Annotated in this window: 17 protein-coding genes; 11 read left to right on the forward strand and 6 right to left on the reverse strand. The window is 60.7% G+C overall.

Translation table 11 applies throughout. From position 1 onward, the window contains the following. Positions 1 to 3: 3 nt before the first annotated feature. The 5 genes from pgeF to phaR all read left to right on the forward strand — a co-directional run bounded on the left by pgeF (position 4) and on the right by phaR (position 6,417). On the forward strand, positions 4 to 897 hold the full coding sequence (gene pgeF, locus GSQ93_RS04985; RefSeq protein ID WP_158934489.1) for a peptidoglycan editing factor PgeF: 894 nt from the start codon (positions 4 to 6) through the stop codon (positions 895 to 897). A 390-nt stretch (positions 898 to 1,287) separates the two neighbouring features. Beyond that, positions 1,288 to 3,282 carry a class I poly(R)-hydroxyalkanoic acid synthase gene (gene phaC, locus GSQ93_RS04990; protein WP_158934490.1) on the forward strand — a complete coding sequence of 665 codons (1,995 nt, stop codon included), beginning with the start codon at positions 1,288 to 1,290 and terminating at the stop codon, positions 3,280 to 3,282. Positions 3,283 to 3,597: 315 nt separating this feature from the next. Continuing rightward, on the forward strand, positions 3,598 to 4,779 hold the full coding sequence (locus GSQ93_RS04995; protein WP_158934491.1) for an acetyl-CoA C-acetyltransferase: 1,182 nt from the start codon (positions 3,598 to 3,600) through the stop codon (positions 4,777 to 4,779). Positions 4,780 to 4,872: 93 nt separating this feature from the next. Then, on the forward strand, positions 4,873 to 5,613 hold the full coding sequence (locus tag GSQ93_RS05000) for a 3-ketoacyl-ACP reductase (RefSeq protein WP_158934492.1): 741 nt from the start codon (positions 4,873 to 4,875) through the stop codon (positions 5,611 to 5,613). A 174-nt stretch (positions 5,614 to 5,787) separates the two neighbouring features. Further along, positions 5,788 to 6,417, forward strand: a complete 630-nt coding sequence (gene phaR, locus GSQ93_RS05005) for a polyhydroxyalkanoate synthesis repressor PhaR (protein WP_158934493.1) — start codon at positions 5,788 to 5,790, stop codon at positions 6,415 to 6,417. A 181-nt stretch (positions 6,418 to 6,598) separates the two neighbouring features. Here the strand turns inward: phaR and GSQ93_RS05010 are convergent, their stop codons facing one another. Together GSQ93_RS05010 and GSQ93_RS05015 are read right to left on the reverse strand one after the other, a co-directional pair. Continuing rightward, the gene (locus tag GSQ93_RS05010; protein ID WP_158934494.1) at positions 6,599 to 6,883 is read right to left on the reverse strand and encodes a DNA-binding transcriptional regulator; all 285 of its coding nucleotides are present in this window, start codon (positions 6,881 to 6,883) and stop codon (positions 6,599 to 6,601) included. Beyond that, positions 6,876 to 7,190 (reverse strand): transcriptional regulator, encoded by a 315-nt coding sequence (locus GSQ93_RS05015; RefSeq protein WP_158934495.1) that lies wholly within the window; start codon positions 7,188 to 7,190, stop codon positions 6,876 to 6,878. The genes GSQ93_RS05010 and GSQ93_RS05015 overlap by 8 nt, the downstream gene beginning before the upstream one ends. Before the next feature lie 432 nt (positions 7,191 to 7,622). Between GSQ93_RS05015 and GSQ93_RS05020 the strand changes: the two genes are divergently transcribed. The 5 genes from GSQ93_RS05020 to GSQ93_RS05040 all read left to right on the forward strand — a co-directional run bounded on the left by GSQ93_RS05020 (position 7,623) and on the right by GSQ93_RS05040 (position 13,407). Further along, positions 7,623 to 8,675 carry a tRNA-dihydrouridine synthase gene (locus GSQ93_RS05020; protein WP_158934496.1) on the forward strand — a complete coding sequence of 351 codons (1,053 nt, stop codon included), beginning with the start codon at positions 7,623 to 7,625 and terminating at the stop codon, positions 8,673 to 8,675. Positions 8,676 to 8,791: 116 nt separating this feature from the next. Then, entirely contained in the window at positions 8,792 to 10,183 is a 1,392-nt protein-coding gene (rimO, locus tag GSQ93_RS05025; RefSeq protein WP_158934497.1) for a 30S ribosomal protein S12 methylthiotransferase RimO, read from the forward strand. A 74-nt stretch (positions 10,184 to 10,257) separates the two neighbouring features. Continuing rightward, positions 10,258 to 11,445, forward strand: a complete 1,188-nt coding sequence (gene bktB, locus GSQ93_RS05030) for a beta-ketothiolase BktB (RefSeq protein WP_158934498.1) — start codon at positions 10,258 to 10,260, stop codon at positions 11,443 to 11,445. Between the two features lie 26 nt (positions 11,446 to 11,471). Then, a complete protein-coding gene (locus GSQ93_RS05035; protein WP_254073746.1) occupies positions 11,472 to 12,119 on the forward strand; it encodes a hypothetical protein in 648 nt (215 codons plus the stop codon). A 91-nt stretch (positions 12,120 to 12,210) separates the two neighbouring features. After that, positions 12,211 to 13,407 carry a cystathionine beta-lyase gene (locus GSQ93_RS05040; RefSeq protein WP_158934499.1) on the forward strand — a complete coding sequence of 399 codons (1,197 nt, stop codon included), beginning with the start codon at positions 12,211 to 12,213 and terminating at the stop codon, positions 13,405 to 13,407. Positions 13,408 to 13,539: 132 nt separating this feature from the next. Here the strand turns inward: GSQ93_RS05040 and serB are convergent, their stop codons facing one another. Beyond that, entirely contained in the window at positions 13,540 to 14,382 is an 843-nt protein-coding gene (gene serB / locus GSQ93_RS05045) for a phosphoserine phosphatase SerB (protein WP_158934500.1), read from the reverse strand. A 142-nt stretch (positions 14,383 to 14,524) separates the two neighbouring features. Here serB and GSQ93_RS05050 point away from each other — a divergent pair, with 142 nt between their 5' ends. Continuing rightward, positions 14,525 to 15,751, forward strand: coding sequence for a cytochrome P450 (locus tag GSQ93_RS05050; RefSeq protein ID WP_158934501.1), 1,227 nt, complete (start codon positions 14,525 to 14,527; stop codon positions 15,749 to 15,751). A 64-nt stretch (positions 15,752 to 15,815) separates the two neighbouring features. Here the strand turns inward: GSQ93_RS05050 and GSQ93_RS05055 are convergent, their stop codons facing one another. The 3 genes from GSQ93_RS05055 to GSQ93_RS05065 form a co-directional block, all read right to left on the reverse strand. After that, a complete protein-coding gene (locus GSQ93_RS05055) occupies positions 15,816 to 16,109 on the reverse strand; it encodes a BrnA antitoxin family protein (RefSeq protein WP_158934502.1) in 294 nt (97 codons plus the stop codon). Then, on the reverse strand, positions 16,057 to 16,362 hold the full coding sequence (locus GSQ93_RS05060; RefSeq protein WP_158934503.1) for a BrnT family toxin: 306 nt from the start codon (positions 16,360 to 16,362) through the stop codon (positions 16,057 to 16,059). Before GSQ93_RS05060 ends, GSQ93_RS05055 begins: the two co-directional genes overlap by 53 nt. Positions 16,363 to 16,588: 226 nt before the next feature. Further along, positions 16,589 to 17,548 carry a LysR family transcriptional regulator gene (locus GSQ93_RS05065; RefSeq protein WP_254073747.1) on the reverse strand — a complete coding sequence of 320 codons (960 nt, stop codon included), beginning with the start codon at positions 17,546 to 17,548 and terminating at the stop codon, positions 16,589 to 16,591. Positions 17,549 to 17,562 lie beyond the last annotated feature (14 nt).

The following is a 17,562-nucleotide window of genomic DNA, read 5'->3' on the forward strand; positions in this document are numbered from 1 at the left end:
CCCATGGTGACGCCATCCGCGACTGATTTTGCGACTGACCCCGCCGCGAAATTTGCGGCTTACCCGCCGCTTCGCAACGACGATTGCCTGTGGCCCGGCTGGTCCATCGGTCCCAATGTGGTTTCGCCACGCGTGAAGGCGCTGGCGACCACACGCAATGGGGGTGTCAGCGCCGCGCCGTATGGCGGTGCGAACGGCCGTGGCGGCCTAAACCTCGGTCTGCATACGGGCGATGTCCCCGAAGCGGTGATGGAAAACCGTCGGCGCGTGGTGGAACTCACTGGCGCTCCGGTTGCGTGGCTCGAGCAGGTGCACGGCGCACAGGTCGAGGATGCAGGTGCGGTGATCGACCGCTGCGTCGGTTCTCCCGCGACGGTGGTGAAGGCGGACGCAGCGGTGACCGACCGCGCGGGAGTTGTGTGCGTGGTGATGATCGCTGACTGCCTGCCGGTACTTTTCTGCGATGCTGCCGGCCGGGCCGTCGGCGCGGCGCACGCAGGCTGGCGTGGACTTGCGGCTGGAATCGTGGAGCAGACGGCGCAGCGGGTCGCACATCTCGCGGGCGCCCAGACCAGCACGTTGCACGCGTGGCTCGGTCCGGCGATTGGCCCGGCAGCGTTCGAAGTGGGCGAGGACGTGCTCGACGCGTTCGCCGCAGCGGCCGATCCTGCATCTTGCAATGCGACCATTGCCGCTTTCGCCAAACGTGAAGAGAAACATAAATATCTCGCCAATCTCTATACGCTCGCGCGTTTGCGCCTGCAACGGGCTGGCGTGACGACCGAGAATATCCACGGCGGGACGTTTTGTACGGTGACTGACGAGGACCGGTTCTATTCGTATCGACGGGACCGGACAACGGGGCGCATGGCCGCAATGATCTGGCTAGAAGACTAGACCCGGACCTGATCCGCGCAAAGCGACTCAACCCGCCCATGACCTGATGTTCGCCTATGTCGTAACACACGCTTTTAGATGCTCAACTTAAACGTAGCTGGGCCACGACGGGCACGTTTTATGTTGCGCAACAATTCTTGACATTCATCATCGCGTCACATCGGGAAAACGATGATGACTAAAATATCGCACTGCGTCAAAATCAAGGCGACGCATTGACACGCCTCGCACCGTGGAGCAAGAATGTTTCACAAAAGCGCACGGCGTGGCAAGGTCACATCATCGCGGTCGGGCGTTTAGCAGCCCGGCACGACGATCACGACGACGCGGCTCCACGTCACGCCTGCATCAGCAACTCAGTCTCTCGGGACGCTTAGGTCAAACGCGGATATGGCTGCCTCCAGATCTTCATCTTCATCGTCACCGGGTTCATCACGTCCATCTGCTGCCAAGGCAGCGCCTGACGTACCGGGTGCACCGGGTGCGCCTTCTGGAATGGCCGCCGCCGATCCGGCAGCCGTGCAAAACATGTTCGAGCAATGGCTCAACACATGGCGCGCGGTATCCGATCCCGCGCAGTGGCAAAAACTTGCCGCGCAGGCAAATGCGGGACATACGGAATCGGCAGGATCCTCGCCGGTTAATCCGTTTGCGGCGCTGGGTGGTTTCCCTAACTTTCCGGGGTTTTCCGGTTTTCCAGGTATTAATGGCATTAACGGCGGCAGCGGCGGCGTTAGTGGCCAATTGCCCTTCGCGATGCCTGCGATGCCGAATATTCAGACCGCCGCTATCGCGCCGCAGCGCCTGCAGGAACTGCAGGCCAGTTTCTCGCGTGAGGCCGCGGAGCTGATCAAGCAGGCCAGCGATCAAAGCATCGACCTGGCGACGCTGAAAGATCGCCGCTTCAGCACGCCCGCGTGGCAATCCGCACCCGGTTTCGCATTCGCCGCTGCGTGGTATGTGCTGAACGCGCGTTATCTGCAGGAGCTTGCAGAGGCTGTCGAAGGCGATCATAAAACCCGTGAACGAATCCGCTTCGCGGTACAGCAGTGGGCAGCAGCGGCATCGCCGAGTAATTACATCGCGTTGAATCCCGATGCGCAAAAGGCGCTGATCGAAAGCCGTGGCGAGAGTCTGCAAAAAGGCATGCTGAATCTGCTCGCCGACATGCAGCGCGGCAAGATCCAGCAAAGCGATGAAGCCGGTTTTGTGGTCGGCAAGAACATTGCAACCACGCAAGGCTCGGTCGTGTTCGAGAACGACCTGCTGCAACTGATTCAGTACACGCCGCGCACCGCGACCATCAGAGAACGGCCGCTGTTGATCGTGCCGCCGTGCATCAACAAGTTCTACATTCTCGACCTGCAACCGGAAGGCTCGCTCGTCGGCCATGCGCTTGACGCCGGCCATCAGGTTTTCATGATCTCGTGGCGTAATGCAGATGCATCGATCGCGCACAAGACCTGGGACAATTACATCGAGGAAGGCGTGCTTACGCCTATCGATGTAGTCAAGCGGATCAGCGGCCGCGAGCAGATCAACACGCTCGGTTTCTGCGTGGGCGGCACGATGCTCGCAACCGCGCTGGCGGTGCTGGCGGCGCGTGGGGAACATCCCGTTGCATCCATGACGCTGCTGACCGCCATGCTCGACTTTTCTGACACGGGCGTGCTCGATGTGTTTATCGATGAACAGCATGTGAAGATGCGCGAGCAGACCATTGGCGGCAAGGATGGAAAAGCGCCTGCGCTGATGCGCGGTGTCGAGTTTGCCAACACGTTCTCGTATCTGCGCCCGAACGATCTGGTGTGGAACTACGTGGTCGACAATTACCTGAAGGGCCGCACGCCACAGGCGTTCGACCTGCTTTACTGGAACAGCGATTCAACCAATCTGCCAGGCCCGATGTTCGTCTGGTATCTGCGTAACACCTATCTGGAAAATCGCCTGCGCAATCCTGGCGAATTGACTACGTGCGGTGAGCCGGTGGATTTGTCGAAGATCGATGTGCCGACGTTTTTGTATGGATCGCGCGAGGATCACATCGTGCCGTGGACGGCGGCCTATGCGTCCGCACCTTTGCTGACCGGGCCGCAGACGTTTGTGCTTGGAGCATCGGGACACATTGCAGGTGTGATCAATCCGCCGTCGAAGAACAAGCGCAGTTTCTGGGTTCTCGATAACGCGGATAAAACCCTGCCTGAAGATGCCGATGCCTGGTTCGAAGGCGCGACCGAACATCCGGGTAGCTGGTGGCCCACGTGGACGCAATGGCTCGATGGTTACGCCGGCAAGAAGGTAAAGCCGAAGCCAGCGCCGGGGTCCGTCGATTTCCCGGTGATTGAGCCGGCGCCGGGACGTTATGTCCTGAAGCGGGATCAATGAAGTTTGCGCGTGACCTGCACGGCTGAATGACTTTTCAAATGACGGCCAAAGCGGGTCATGCGGATCGGACCCGATTGCATTTCGGGCGCGATCGGTCAACAGTATCCAACGCATCGTTTTATTGCAGTTGCTGAAACCCGAAGCAACCTGAAGAAACCCGAAGTAACCGTAACGCCAGCGCTGTTGAGAGCGTCACCTGCACCGGTTGAAAAGGGCGCAGGCAAACAAGGGGCAAGCGCGAACACGCATCCAGCCGGCCACGCAGTCCGCCGGCTAAAACCGGGCTACCACTTTCGATTCTCAAAGGAAACTGAAATGACAGACGTAGTGATCGTATCGGCCGCACGGACGGCCGTCGGCAAATTCGGCGGGTCGCTGGCGAAAATCGCCGCGCCCGATCTGGGCGCAATCGTGATTCGCGCGTTACTCGAGCGTTCGAACCTCAAGCCCGAGCAGATCAGCGAAGTGATCCTCGGGCAGGTCCTGACGGCGGGCTCCGGCCAGAATCCAGCCCGTCAATCGCTGATCAAGGCAGGCTTGCCCAGCGCGGTGCCGGGCATGACGATCAACAAGGTGTGCGGATCGGGCCTGAAGGCCGTGATGCTGGCGGCAAACGCGATTATCGCGGGCGATGCCGACATCGTGATCGCGGGCGGCCAGGAAAACATGAGCGCGGCGCCGCACGTGTTGCCGGGCTCACGCGATGGTTTTCGCATGGGTGACGCGAAGCTGATCGATTCGATGATCGTGGACGGCCTGTGGGACGCGTTTAATTCGATCCATATGGGCGTCACGGCGGAAAACGTCGCGAAGGAATACGGCATTACGCGCGCAGCGCAAGACGAATTTGCGGCGTTGTCGCAGAACAAGGCGGAAGCGGCGCAGAAGTCGGGCCGTTTCAACGATGAAATCGTGCCCGTCGAAATTCCCCAGCGCAAAGGCGAGCCGCTGCGTTTTGCCACCGACGAATTCGTGCGCCATGGCGTGACCGCCGAATCGCTCTCCGGCCTGAAGCCGGCGTTTTCGAAGGAAGGCACCGTGACGGCGGCAAACGCCTCCGGTCTTAACGATGGCGCGGCGGCCGTGATCGTGATGTCGGCGAAAAAGGCCGATGCGCTGGGCCTCACGCCCATCGCGCGCATCAAGGCGTACGCGAACGCGGGCGTCGATCCCAAGGTGATGGGCATGGGTCCGGTGCCGGCATCCAGGCGTTGCCTGGAACGCGCGGGCTGGGCCGCGTCGGACCTCGACCTGATGGAAATCAACGAAGCATTTGCAGCGCAGGCCCTGGCCGTCCATCAGCAGATGGGCTGGGACACGTCGAAGGTGAACGTGAACGGCGGGGCGATCGCGATCGGTCATCCGATCGGTGCGTCCGGCTGCCGGATTCTTGTCACGCTGCTGCATGAAATGCAGAAACGCGATGCGAAGAAAGGACTGGCGTCGCTGTGTATCGGCGGCGGTATGGGCGTGGCGCTCGCAGTAGAGCGGCCGTAGGGAGACAGTGTGCGACAAGCACCGCGCGCCGTGGCACGGGCTGGCAGAGAAGCCCGGCTCGCCGGGCGCGCATAACGATAAACGGAGCGAGCAATGACTAAACGAGTAGCGTATGTGACGGGCGGCATGGGTGGCATTGGTACGAGTATCTGCCAGCGGCTCTATAAGGATGGCTACACGGTCGTCGCGGGCTGCGGACCGAACTCGCCGCGCCGGGTCAAATGGCTCGAAGAGCAAAAGGCGCTGGGTTATGACGTCATCGCCTCCGAAGGTAACGTGGGCGACTGGGAGTCGACCAAGAACGCCTTCGACAAGGTCAAGGCCGAAGTCGGTGAAGTCGACATCCTGGTGAACAACGCGGGCATCACGCGCGACGTCGTGTTCCGCAAGATGACGCACGAAGACTGGACGGCGGTCATCGATACCAACCTGACGAGTCTCTTCAACGTGACGAAGCAGGTGATCGACGGCATGGTCGAGCGTGGCTTTGGGCGCGTGATCAATATTTCGTCGGTGAATGGTCAGAAAGGGCAGTTCGGCCAGACCAACTATTCGACCGCGAAGGCCGGCATTCACGGCTTCACGATGGCGTTGGCGCAGGAAGTGGCGACCAAGGGCGTGACGGTCAACACCATTTCGCCGGGGTACATCGGGACGGATATGGTGAAGTCGATCCGCCCGGACGTGCTGGAGAAGATTGTCGCGACCATTCCGGTTCGCCGGCTTGGGCGGCCGGAGGAAATTGGCTCGATCGTGGCGTGGCTGGCATCGGAGGAATCGGGCTTTTCGACGGGCGCCGACTTTTCGCTGAATGGCGGTTTGCACATGGGGTAGGGGTGTTTCAAGCGGCGCGCCATCTGACTGTGCGCGCCGCGCATCCCGTGTCGGAGCGGGACGTTGCAACTGGATGCCGGATCGTCGGCACCGACTACGAACCGGCGGCTTGCGTCGCTTTCAATCACGCGGAGTCCGTCGGCACAGTTTGAGTTTTGCGTTTAAAGGCGTTACATGACCACTACAAAGAAATCCGCCGAACGACTCATAAAAAAATATCCGAATCGCCGGCTCTACGATACCGAAACCAGCACCTACATCACGCTGTCCGACGTCAAACAGCTCGTGCTCGACCAGGAAGAGTTCAAGGTGATGGACGCCAAGTCCGCCGAGGACCTGACGCGCAGCATCCTGCTGCAGATCATTCTGGAAGAAGAAAGTGGCGGCCTGCCGATGTTTTCATCGGTCATGCTTTCGCAGATCATCCGCTTCTACGGCAACGCGATGCAGGGCATGATGGGCACGTATCTGGAGAAGAATATCCAGGCGTTCATCGATATCCAGCACAAGCTCACCGACCAGTCGAAGGGGCTGATCGACGGTAATGCGGTGCCGCTCAATCCTGAAGTCTGGTCGCAGTTCATGAACATGCAGGCGCCCATGATGCAGGGGATGATGACGAGCTATATCGAGCAATCGAAGAACATGTTCGTGCAGATGCAGGAGCAGATGCAGACCCAGGCGAAGTCGATGTTCAATACGTTCCCGTTTCCGACGCCGGGGACTGCTGGGGCGGCTGCTACGACCGCAACGCCGGCTACCTCTACGGCTACTCCGCCAGCCGGCACGCCGGAGAAGAAATAAGCGAGGCTGGCGCGGCGTTGGTCTGAAGCAGAGTTGCCGACGGCCTGGAAAGCCGCGCGGGTCGGGGTTGAACGGGCGACTTTTGAGCGCGCGGAAGTCAGCTTTGTTTCGTTTGGATCGAGAACGGAACGCCAATACATCGGCGCCTTCACTTTCAACCGAGCCTGGCTCCGCATTCCCATCACGCTGTTTGTAGGTCTCGCAATGCTTCCGGATGGAGAGCCGCGACCCGCAACAGCGTCTGCGCGGCCCCGGTAGGTTCGCGTCGACCTTGCTCCCAATCTTGCAGCGTTCGCGTCGATACCCCGAGCAGAGCGGCAAATGCGCTCTGTGAAAGTCCTACCTTGGCGCGGGCCAATGACGCCGTTGTCGGCGCGACTTTGGTGGTGCGTCCAGCACGTCCCGCTTTCATCTCGCGGACCGACTTCAACAAGTCCGCTTGGAATTGCTCCATTTCCTTATCCATTCTTCACCTCTTCACGCAACTGGTTTAGAAACGACGCTGGCAGATTGTCGAACTTCGCCTTTGTATACGCGATCAGCAACCAGATACAGCCGTCATCGAGCAGGTTGTAGTAAATCACACGTGCGCCGCCACGTTTTCCCATTCCGGGCCGTGACCACCGTACCTTGCGTAAGCCGCCGGTACCCGGAACGACATCCCCGGACAGAGGATTATTGGCAAGCCAGATGATAAACGCCTCTCGCTCTGCGTCGCGCCAGACGTCCGCAGCATAGCGCTGAAAAATTTCAGTTTCGATGATCGTATACATCGGACTGAATTATACGGCAATGCCGTATAATTCGCAAGAATGCCCGCGCGGCATTCGGGGCTGGAATCACTTGGACCAGAAGGTCCGGAAGCGTTCGGTTAAGGCTGGGTGCACGGCATTCCCCGGCGTTTGGTCACGGTACAATGTCGTTTTGCAACGTAGCGCCCAAGGCGGATCCTTGCCCTATGGCGGATGTCGCGCAGTTTTTCGCTTTTGAAACGTCTTTTGTCCATTTCGAGGGGCGACGCCGACGGCAGCATGCGCCGCTGCGCTCGTTAGCTTCGTGCCTGCCGGTGCCCAAACGCCGACTGGCACTTAACATCGCCAGAACACAACATGTCCCCTATTGCCATGCCCGCCGCTCATAAAGTCGATTTTGTTTCGCTCGGATAACCGTAAGTTTCGCAAAAGCAGCTCAGGCGCCGTTCTCCTATGAGCCGGCTGTTTCTTGCGCCCATGGAAGGGCTTGCGGACTACGTGCTGCGTGACGTGCTGACCAGCACGGGCGGTTTCGACGGCTGCGTGTCTGAATTCGTCAGGGTGACGGGCTCAGTGCTTCCCCGAAGTGTCTACGAGAGAGATACCCCCGAAGTTTTCCACGGAGGCCGTACATCCAGCGGCACGCCGATGGTGATCCAATTGCTCGGCAGCGATCCCGAATGGATGGCGCTGAATGCGGCTCAGGCGGCCAGTCTGTCGCCGCATGGAATCGATCTGAACTTCGGCTGCCCCGCGAAAATCGTCAACCGGCACGGTGGCGGCGCGATGCTTCTGGCACACCCTGAACAGCTGAACCGGATCGTATCGGCGGTTCGCGCAGCGGTGCCTGCGGGCATCGACGTGACAGCAAAAATGCGGCTTGGTGTATCCGATACGTCGCTCGCTATCGATTGTTCCACGGCGCTCGCCGAAGGCGGCGCCGCCTCTCTTGTGGTGCATGCCAGAACGCGTGAGGACGGCTACCGGCCGCCGGCCCACTGGGAGTGGATCGCGCGTATCGACGCCGCCGTGGACGTGCCGGTCGTGGCCAACGGAGAAGTCTGGACCGTGGCCGACTGGGAACGATGCCGGGCGGTCAGCGGCTGCGCGGACGTGATGATCGGGCGGGGTGCTGTCTCGGATCCGTTCCTGGCCTTGCGCATCCGTGGACTGATGGACCCGACGCCTTCCGGCGAGGAATGGCCGATCGTGCTCGGTCAACTCGCCGATTACCTGAGAAAACTCCAAGTCCGTGTCGGGGTCCGTCACGAGCACGGACGCGTCAAAATGTGGCTCAGCTATCTCAAGCGGACTTGGCCGCAGGCCACCGAGCTGCACGCAGCCATCCGGCGTCTGCATGATTCGTACGAAATTCTTGAAGTGATCGAGCGCGCTCCGGCTTTCAACGACTCGATACCGGCACACCAACGCGCAGGTTTCGGCATGCTCGATGCGGCAACGCCTTGCCGCTTCACCGGCTATGCCGCCGCCAGCGCGGTACAATAAGCGGTTGCGTGCGCGGGACGCTGTCCGGGCCGTGGTCCTTATGGACATCGGACCCTTAGCCTTGCCGCACCGTCCCCATTTGTCGCCATCGCCACCGCTATACGCCGGATCCACCTATGTCGCAGACCATTTCCCCCGCCGTACCGACCGCTTCGGCGCCTAAAGTCGGTTTCGTTTCGCTCGGATGTCCAAAAGCTTTGGTCGACTCCGAACAGATCATCACGCAATTGCGCGCGGAAGGGTACGAGATCTCCGGCTCCTATGACGGCGCGGATCTCGTCGTGGTCAACACCTGCGGTTTTATCGATGAAGCCGTGCAGGAAAGCCTCGACGCCATTGGCGAGGCGCTGCACGAGAACGGCAAGGTGATCGTGACCGGTTGTCTCGGTGCGAAGAAGAGCGCGAGCGGGACAGGCTTGATCCAGGAAGTGCATCCGAAAGTACTGGCCGTGACCGGGCCGCACGCGACCGCCGAGGTCATGAGCCACGTGCATCTGCATTTGCCCAAACCGCATGACCCATTCATCGATCTCGTGCCGCCTGCCGGCATCAAGCTGACGCCGCGGCATTACGCGTATCTGAAGATATCGGAAGGCTGTAACCACCGGTGCACGTTCTGCATCATCCCGTCCATGCGCGGCGATCTGGTGTCGCGCCCGGTGGCCGACGTGATGCTCGAAGCCGAGAACCTGTTCAAATCGGGCGTCAAGGAACTGCTCGTGATCTCGCAGGACACGAGTGCGTATGGCGTCGATGTCAAATACCGCACCGGTTTCTGGAACGGCAAGCCGGTGAAGACGCGCATGACGGAGCTGGTCGGCGCGCTGGGCGAGCTCGCCGTGCAATACGGCGCATGGGTGCGCCTGCATTACGTGTACCCATACCCGAGCGTGGACGAAGTCATTCCGATGATGGCCGAAGGTCCGTTGAAAGGCCATGTGCTGCCGTATCTGGATGTGCCGTTCCAGCACGCGCACCCCGAAGTGCTCAAGCGCATGAAGCGCCCGGCGAACGCCGAGAAGGTGCTCGAACGCGTGCAGAAATGGCGCGCGATGTGTCCCGACCTGACGATCCGGAGCACGTTTATTGCGGGCTTCCCGGGGGAAACGGAAGAACAATTCCAGACGCTGCTGGACTTCATTCGTATAGCCGATCTCGATCGGGTGGGATGTTTTGCTTATTCGCCCGTGGAAGGCGCAACGGCGAACGAACTCGATGGCGCGCTGCCGGACGAAGTGCGTGAAGACCGTCGCGCGCGTTTCATGGAACTGGCGGAAGAACTCTCGGCGGAACGCATGAAACGCAAGATCGGCAAGACGCTGAAAGTGCTCGTCGATGAACTGAGCAACGAAGGCGGCGTGGGCCGGACCGCGGCGGATGCGCCGGAGATCGACGGCGTGGTGTATATCGAGCCGGCAAAGAAGGCATCGAAGCGTTACAAGGCGGGCGATTTCGTGTCGGTGAAAATCACCGGCGCCGACGGCCATGACCTGTGGGGCGAAGTCTGAGCGTCTGGTTGTGATTTCTCGCTCGGCGCAACGGTTTGCATGGCAGGCAAAACAACTGAGACGAAGGAGCTTTCATGGCGCAACGTGAAGTGATGGTGGTCAGCGGCGTGCGGACCGCAATTGGCGATTTCGGCGGTGCGCTGAAGGACTTCAGCCCGACGGACCTCGGTGCACGCGTGGTGCGGGAGGTGTTGTCGCGAGCAAACGTGTCGGGTGAGGACGTTGGCCATGTGGTGTTCGGCAATGTGATCCAGACCGAACCCAAGGACATGTACTTGGCGCGTGTCGCCGCGTTGAACGGCGGCGTGGCGCAACACGCGCCCGCGCTGACCGTCAACCGCTTGTGCGGTTCGGGCCTGCAGGCAATCGTCTCGGCGGCTCAATCCATTCTGCTTGGCGACACCGATGTCGCCATCGGCGGCGGTGCGGAAAGCATGAGCCGCGCGCCGTATCTCGCGCCGTCGGTGCGTTTCGGACAGCGCATGGGCGACGCGCGTCTCGTCGACATGATGCTCGGCGCGCTGCACGATCCCTTCGATGCAATCCACATGGGCGTCACGGCGGAAAACGTCGCCTCTAAGTACGGCATTTCGCGCGAGACGCAGGACGAGCTTGCGCTCGAATCCCATCGGCGCGCGGCTCGGGCTATCGAAGCGGGATATTTCAAGGAACAGATTCTTGCCGTCACGCAGGCATCGAAGAAGGGCGACATTGTCTTCGATACCGACGAGCACGTCCGTCTGAACGCGACGCTCCAGGATTTCACGAAGCTCAAGCCCGTGTTTGCCAAGGAAAACGGAACGGTGACCGCAGGCAATGCGTCGGGCATCAACGACGCGGCCGCCGCCGTCGTGTTGATGGAACGCGGCGCGGCCGAAGCGCGTGGGCTGAAACCGCTCGCGCGGCTGGTTTCGTATGCGCACGCGGGCGTTGATCCGAAATACATGGGTATCGGCCCAATTCCGGCCACACGCAAGGCGTTGGAGCGCGCGGGCCTGAGCGTTGGCGATCTCGATGTGATCGAAGCCAATGAAGCGTTTGCGGCGCAGGCTTGCGCGGTATCTAAAGAGCTGGAGCTGGACCCCGCGAAGGTCAATCCGAACGGCTCGGGCATTTCGCTCGGCCATCCGATTGGCGCAACCGGCGCGTTGATCACCGTGAAGGCGTTGTACGAGTTGCAGCGCGTGGGCGGACGTTACGCCCTGGTGACCATGTGCATTGGCGGCGGGCAGGGCATCGCGGCAATATTTGAACGCGTATGAGCAGGGTAAGGACAGGAAACTATTCGATGACGCAAATGAAAGTGGCGGCGGTGGCGGCAGCGCTGTTGCTCGCCGGCTGTAATTCGGCCATGCCGCCCGACGGCTCCCGAGCGGTGTCGGCGGCACGCGCAGCGGCTACGCCAGGCGATCTCGGCCTGCAGGCGCCGGGTACGGCCGAAGCCATTGAGACGCTGGCGCTCCCGCCCGCTAAACCACTGACGCCGAATCCGGCGTATGCGCGTTTCCCGACCTATGTGGGGACGCTCGGCGACAAGCAGATCGAGATGAAGCTTGGCGCAAAAACGGATGAGCGCACAGGGGTGCACGGCGAATACCGCGTCGCGGGCGCGTCGACGGTGATTGTGGTCGCGGGCGACCGTGACGGCGATACGCTTGAGATCGAAGAGTCGAATGACGGCACGCATATCACGGGTAATTGGGTCGGCAAGTTTGCAGCCGATGGCAGCGTGTCAGGCGAACGCATGAATGCTGACGATTCCAATCCGCTGCCGTTCGACCTCAAGCCGGTTGGCTCAGGAGTTGTGCCTGCTGCGGGTACGGTTGCGCCGAAAGCGCCGCAATCCGTTGCGCCTTCGCTTGAACCCGCGCCGCCCGCTCCGCCGGCCGCAGGCCGCGCGTTGGGCGGAACCAGCAACGTAACGATCGGCGAGTGAAACACGAACTCGCCGTTCGATGTAACACGGCGTCATCGGCTTCCCGCGATGACGCTTTTTTTTCTTATAGCCTCGAACAAGCAGGACACTCATGACCGACTCCAGCAACTCGTCCAGTACGCGCAGCTTGCAGACCCGCATCGTTCATCCGGACGATCAGCTCAGCCCCGGTTTCGACTCGTTCTCGGTGCCGGTTGCACGGGCGTCGACCGTGGTGTTTCCGGATCTCGCCGCCATGCGCGCGCTCGTCTGGAGCGACGACAGTCAGTGGCGATACGGCCTTCACGCCACGCCCACGTCGCTTGCGTTGGCGCAGCGGCTGGCGGTGATCGAGGGCGGCAAGCATGCGTTGCTGCAACCGTCGGGTTTATCGGCTATATCGAACGTGTACTTTGGCTTGGTGAAGGCCGGCGATCACGTGATGATTCCCGACAACGCGTACTCGCCGAATCGCGATCACGCCGACTGGCTGGTCGCCGATTTCGGCCTGGAAGTGACGTATTACGATCCGCTGATCGGCGCGGGCATTGACGCGCTGATCCGGCCGAACACCAAGCTGATCTGGCTCGAAGCGCCGGGGTCGGTGACCATGGAAGTGCAGGACGTGCCGGCGATCACGAAGGTTGCTCGGGCACGCAAGATCCTGACCGCTATCGACAATACGTATTCGGCGGGTCTCGCATTCAAGCCGTTCGACCATGGCGTCGATATCTCGGTGCAGGCGCTGACGAAGTACCAGTCCGGCGCGAGCGACATCCTGATGGGCGCGACGATTACCGCCGACAAAGCCATCCATATGAAGTTGAAGAGCGCGCGAATGCGCATGGGAATTGGCGTGTCTTCGGACGACTGTTCGCTCGTGCTGCGCAGTCTGCCGACCATGCAAATCCGTTTCGATGCGCATGACCGGACGGCGCTTGCGCTGGCTCACTGGCTCAAGACGCGGCCGGAGATTGAAGCGGTGTTGCATCCGGCGTTGTCCGATTGCCCGGGCCATGAATTCTTCAAACGCGATTTCACGGGGGCGGGCGGATTGTTTTCGGTGGTCTTCGATAAACGCTACAGCCCGGCGCAAATCGATACCTTCGTCGAGGCGCTGGAAAACTTCGCGATTGGCTGGAGCTGGGGCGGTGCGAATAGTCTCGCGATGCCGTACGACATCAAGTCGATGCGCACGGCTGGCGACTGGCCGCATGAGGGCGTGTTAGTGCGGTTTTATATCGGCCTGGAAGATCAGGCGGATCTGCAGGCGGATCTGGAGCGGGCGCTGGCGGGGTTGGAGGGGTAAAGACGCCTTTGCTCGTTGACGCGTGCCGGCGCGTCGCCTCCTGAATTTCCGATGGGAGCATTCTGTAATGACAAGATTGTTCTTGCTGATCTTGGGCAAGGCGGTTAGCGAACTGCGCGTTCCCCGCCCCGCTCAAAACAGCCGCAGCAATCCGTCCAGCCCCACGAAGTTCAACGCCAGCCCAGCCGCTTCGCGAACCACCGGCTTCGCCCGGAACGCGACCGACAAGCCCGCTTCCGCCATCATCTTCAGGTCGTTCGACCCGTCGCCCATGGCGATTGACCGCTGTGGATCAATACCCAGTTGCGCGCAAGTTTCACGCAACGTGCGCGCTTTGACATCAGCGTTGACGATCTCCCCGGTCACCCTCCCGGTCAGCTTGCCATCGACTATTTCAAGCGTATTCGCGCGCGTGAAATCCAGCCCGAGCCGTGCCTTGAGCTTTTCGGTGAAGAACGTGAAGCCGCCCGATACCAGCAGGGTTTTCAATCCCGCCGCCTTCGCCCCCGCCAACATGATTTCCGCGCCCGGCGACAACCGCAGCCGTTCCTCATAAACCCGTTCCAGCGCGCTTGCGTCGAGTCCCTTCAGCAGCGCGACACGTCGCGTCAGGCTCTCGTTGAAGTCCTTGATTTCGCCGCGCATCGACGCTTCGGTGATTGCCGCGACCTCTGCCTTCAACCCGCAAAAATCGGCGATCTCGTCGATACACTCGATGGTAATCAACGTCGAATCCATGTCCATGGCGACGAGGCCGAAGTCACTCAGGCGCCACGCCGGGTCGATGAACGCGTAATCCAGCCGATGCGTGCCGCAATACGCATCGATATCCGGCCGCTGCAGAGGATCGGCGCCGCGCAGCTGCAACACCCGGCCGGCGTCCGCGCGGTCAGTATGCTGCGAGCGGGCGAGGGCGGTGAGCGGTTTCAAATGGGACTCGGCGATCGGATCGAGGCTTTGGATGACAAGGTTCATGACGGGCGGAGAGCGAGAAAAATAGCGATGGGAAAAATGCGAGACCCGCAGTGCGTGACCCGTCATTGTAATGGTCCCGACCGATGGCGGACGTGCGCGCCGCGCCGCTATGATGGCTGTCGATAAAACGACGGAGACACGCATGACCCCAACCGAACGCGCGCTCGGCTTCGATCTGCGCAAGCTCGATGCCGCGTTTTACGCCGACCCGTATCCGGTCTATGACGCGCTGCGCACCCAGGAGCCGATCAAGACCATGCCCGACGGCTCGCTGTTTCTCACGCGGTATCGGGACGTTCAGGCCGTGTATCGCGATCCGAAAACCTTCAGTTCCGACAAAACCGTTGAATTTGGCCCGAAGTATGGCGTCCATACTCCGCTGTTCGCGCATCACACGACAAGCCTCGTATTTAACGATCCGCCGCGGCACACGCGGGTGCGCAAACTGATCGCGGGGGCACTGACCGCCCGTGCGATCGCGGCAATGGAGCCGGGTCTTGTACGTCTGATCGATGGCCTTCTCGACCAGGCTGCGGTACGCCGTGAGGTCGATTTGATCGATGATTTTGCTTCGGCGATTCCAGTTGAAGTGATCGGCAATTTGCTCGACGTGCCGCACGATGAACGCGCGCCATTGCGCGAATGGTCGCTCGCGATTCTCGGCGCGCTGGAACCTTCGCTAAATCCGGAACAGGAAGCGCGGGGTAATCGGGCGGTAGCGGATTTCATCGACTATCTGGTGACGCTGGTTGCGCGGCGTCGGGCGCATCCCGGCGATCCGCAGCATGACGTGCTGACGCGGCTGATTCAAAGCGAAGCCAACGGAGAGCGTCTGGACGAAGCTGAACTGCTGCACAACTGCATTTTTATCCTGAACGCGGGGCACGAGACAACGACGAATCTGATTGGGAACGGCATCGTGCTGCTGGCGCAATGGCCGGAGCAGCGGGCGCGATTATTGGCCGATCCTGCGTTGATCGAGCGTGCGATCGAGGAATGTTTGCGCTACGAAAGCTCGAACCAGCTTGGCAACCGGATCGCGACGGCGGATACGGATATTGCCGGGATACCGGTGCCGCGTGGGACGCCGGTGACGTTGTGCATTGGGGCGGCGAATCGCGATCCGGAGCAGTTTGAAGCAGCGGATCAATTCGATATTGCTCGCGACCCAAACCGGCATCTTGCGTTTGGGTTCGGGATTCATCAGTGCGCGGGGTTATCGCTGGCTCGGCTGGAGGCGCGTATAGCAATAGGGCGATTGATTGCGCGCTTCCCGGATTACGGACTCGCGGGAGAGCCGGTGCGCGCGTCCCGGGCGCGGTTTCGAGGATTTGTGAAGGCGCCGGTGAGGGTGGTTGAGGGTGGATGAGGGTGGAGAGGGTGGTTGCAGGCGCCCTGGATGGCGCGCCTTTGCTCAGCCACTCATCCATCTTTCACCGCATCAATCCGTGCGATTTCGCGTAGTCGCGCAACGCGGCGTTCATTCGCGTTTGCCAGCCTTCGCCTTGGGCTTTATAGGCGTCGACCACGTCTGGGTCGATGCGCAACTTGATGGGTAACTTCGGATTGTCCAGCTTCGGTCGTCCGCGCGGACGCAGAATTTCCGTCGCTCGCTCTTGCCAGTACAACTCCGGCAAGACTTCCGACGCCGGTCGTGCGCGGGCGAATTCCGCCTCACCCCATTCGGGGTTCTCGTCCAGCACTTCTTCCTTGCTCTGCTTGCTCATACCGCTTTACCTCGCGAAGGTTCGCCTTCCGTAGACTAATAACGTGAATCTTGTTGCCACGTGGTGTGAATACCAGCATATGTAGCCGGTCGGCTATTAAACCGAGGGCCTGAAACCGGCGCTCGACATAAATGTTGCGACAATCCTCGACGATCAATGCACTCGCCATGACAAAGTCGCGAACCGCCTCGAACGACAGGCCTCGTTCTTGAATATTTGCTTCACTCTTTGGGGTGTTATACGAGATGCTCATGAATAATGTACCCCCAAAAAACAGTGAGTACAAGGATTATTTGTACACCCAAAATTTATAAGTGCTGTTGGCTGAAAAGCCACAAACACGAGGACAGCAGGATGAATTGCCGAAGGATGCACACGATTGGGCGCGCCGGCTCCAATTCGTCATTGCATTGCAATAATCCCGCTCCCGCAAGATTTTAAGAATACGTAAATTCCTATTTGCATTTACGGGATGACAACTACCGCATGACTCTTTGCGGGTCCACGTCCCAGTAGGGCGGATCGCCGAAATGCTCGGTCAGGAAATCGACGAATGCCGTCGTTTTTGGCGGCACGAATGCGCGGCTCGGATACACCGCCCAGATCGCCACCGTTTCTGCGAGCGGATAGCTATCGAGCACGGTCACCAGTTCGCCGCTGTGCAGAAACGGCGCCACGCTCCAGGTCGATTTCAACCCGATGCCAAAGCCGGCCAGCAATGCATCGCGGATGACTTCGCCGTTATCCGTCTCAAGCCGGCCGGACACGCGCACGTCGATAGTCCCGGTCGGCGTGACGAACGCCCAGTCGCGTTGGCCGGACAGAATCGCGCACTCGTGCTGAGCGAGATCGGCGGGGTGGCGAGGCATGCCGTGCTCAGCGAGATACGCCGGCGACGCGCACAGCACGCGCCGGTTGCTGGCGAGTTTTCTTGCGACGAGCGTCGAGTCCTTTAACGCGCCAAGACGCACCGCCAGATCAATGCCTTTATCGACGAGATCGACTATCTGGTCGGTGAGGCGCAAGTCGAGGCTCACGCCCGGATAGCGGCGCAGGAATTCAGGAATGGCCGGCGATACATGCTGACGCCCGAGCGAAGACGGCATCGTCACGCGCAAACGCCCCTGCGGTTGCTCGAACGCGCGTCCGACCGAAGCGCGGGCAGCATCGGCGGCGTCGAGCAACGCGCGGGCGTGCTCGATAAAAATCTCGCCTTCCTGCGTGACGCTGATGCGTCGTGTCGTCCGATGCAAAAGCCGCGCGCCAAGCTGCCGTTCGAGTTGGGCGAGCCTGGCGCTCGCGACGGCGGCGGACAACCCGAATTCCCGTCCCGCCGCAGACAGATTCGATAAAGCCGCCGATCGCACGAACAACGCGACGTCCAGCAGGTCGAGCTGCGCTTCATACGGTAATTCGCCCTGAACGTCCATTTTCGTCATCTTCGTGATTTTCA

The sequence above is a fragment of the Burkholderia sp. S171 genome, assembly GCF_009766085.1.
Taxonomy (GTDB): Bacteria; Pseudomonadota; Gammaproteobacteria; order Burkholderiales; family Burkholderiaceae; genus Caballeronia.

Coding starts and splice junctions, on each gene's coding strand:
- pgeF (WP_158934489.1), top strand. CDS start 4: ATGGTGACGCCATCCGCGACTGATTTTGCGACTGACCCCGCCGCGAAA.
- phaC (WP_158934490.1), top strand. CDS start 1,288: ATGGCTGCCTCCAGATCTTCATCTTCATCGTCACCGGGTTCATCACGT.
- GSQ93_RS04995 (WP_158934491.1), top strand. CDS start 3,598: ATGACAGACGTAGTGATCGTATCGGCCGCACGGACGGCCGTCGGCAAA.
- GSQ93_RS05000 (WP_158934492.1), top strand. CDS start 4,873: ATGACTAAACGAGTAGCGTATGTGACGGGCGGCATGGGTGGCATTGGT.
- phaR (WP_158934493.1), top strand. CDS start 5,788: ATGACCACTACAAAGAAATCCGCCGAACGACTCATAAAAAAATATCCG.
- GSQ93_RS05010 (WP_158934494.1), bottom strand. CDS start 6,883: ATGGATAAGGAAATGGAGCAATTCCAAGCGGACTTGTTGAAGTCGGTC.
- GSQ93_RS05015 (WP_158934495.1), bottom strand. CDS start 7,190: ATGTATACGATCATCGAAACTGAAATTTTTCAGCGCTATGCTGCGGAC.
- GSQ93_RS05020 (WP_158934496.1), top strand. CDS start 7,623: ATGAGCCGGCTGTTTCTTGCGCCCATGGAAGGGCTTGCGGACTACGTG.
- rimO (WP_158934497.1), top strand. CDS start 8,792: ATGTCGCAGACCATTTCCCCCGCCGTACCGACCGCTTCGGCGCCTAAA.
- bktB (WP_158934498.1), top strand. CDS start 10,258: ATGGCGCAACGTGAAGTGATGGTGGTCAGCGGCGTGCGGACCGCAATT.
- GSQ93_RS05035 (WP_254073746.1), top strand. CDS start 11,472: ATGACGCAAATGAAAGTGGCGGCGGTGGCGGCAGCGCTGTTGCTCGCC.
- GSQ93_RS05040 (WP_158934499.1), top strand. CDS start 12,211: ATGACCGACTCCAGCAACTCGTCCAGTACGCGCAGCTTGCAGACCCGC.
- serB (WP_158934500.1), bottom strand. CDS start 14,382: ATGAACCTTGTCATCCAAAGCCTCGATCCGATCGCCGAGTCCCATTTG.
- GSQ93_RS05050 (WP_158934501.1), top strand. CDS start 14,525: ATGACCCCAACCGAACGCGCGCTCGGCTTCGATCTGCGCAAGCTCGAT.
- GSQ93_RS05055 (WP_158934502.1), bottom strand. CDS start 16,109: ATGAGCAAGCAGAGCAAGGAAGAAGTGCTGGACGAGAACCCCGAATGG.
- GSQ93_RS05060 (WP_158934503.1), bottom strand. CDS start 16,362: ATGAGCATCTCGTATAACACCCCAAAGAGTGAAGCAAATATTCAAGAA.
- GSQ93_RS05065 (WP_254073747.1), bottom strand. CDS start 17,548: ATGACGAAAATGGACGTTCAGGGCGAATTACCGTATGAAGCGCAGCTC.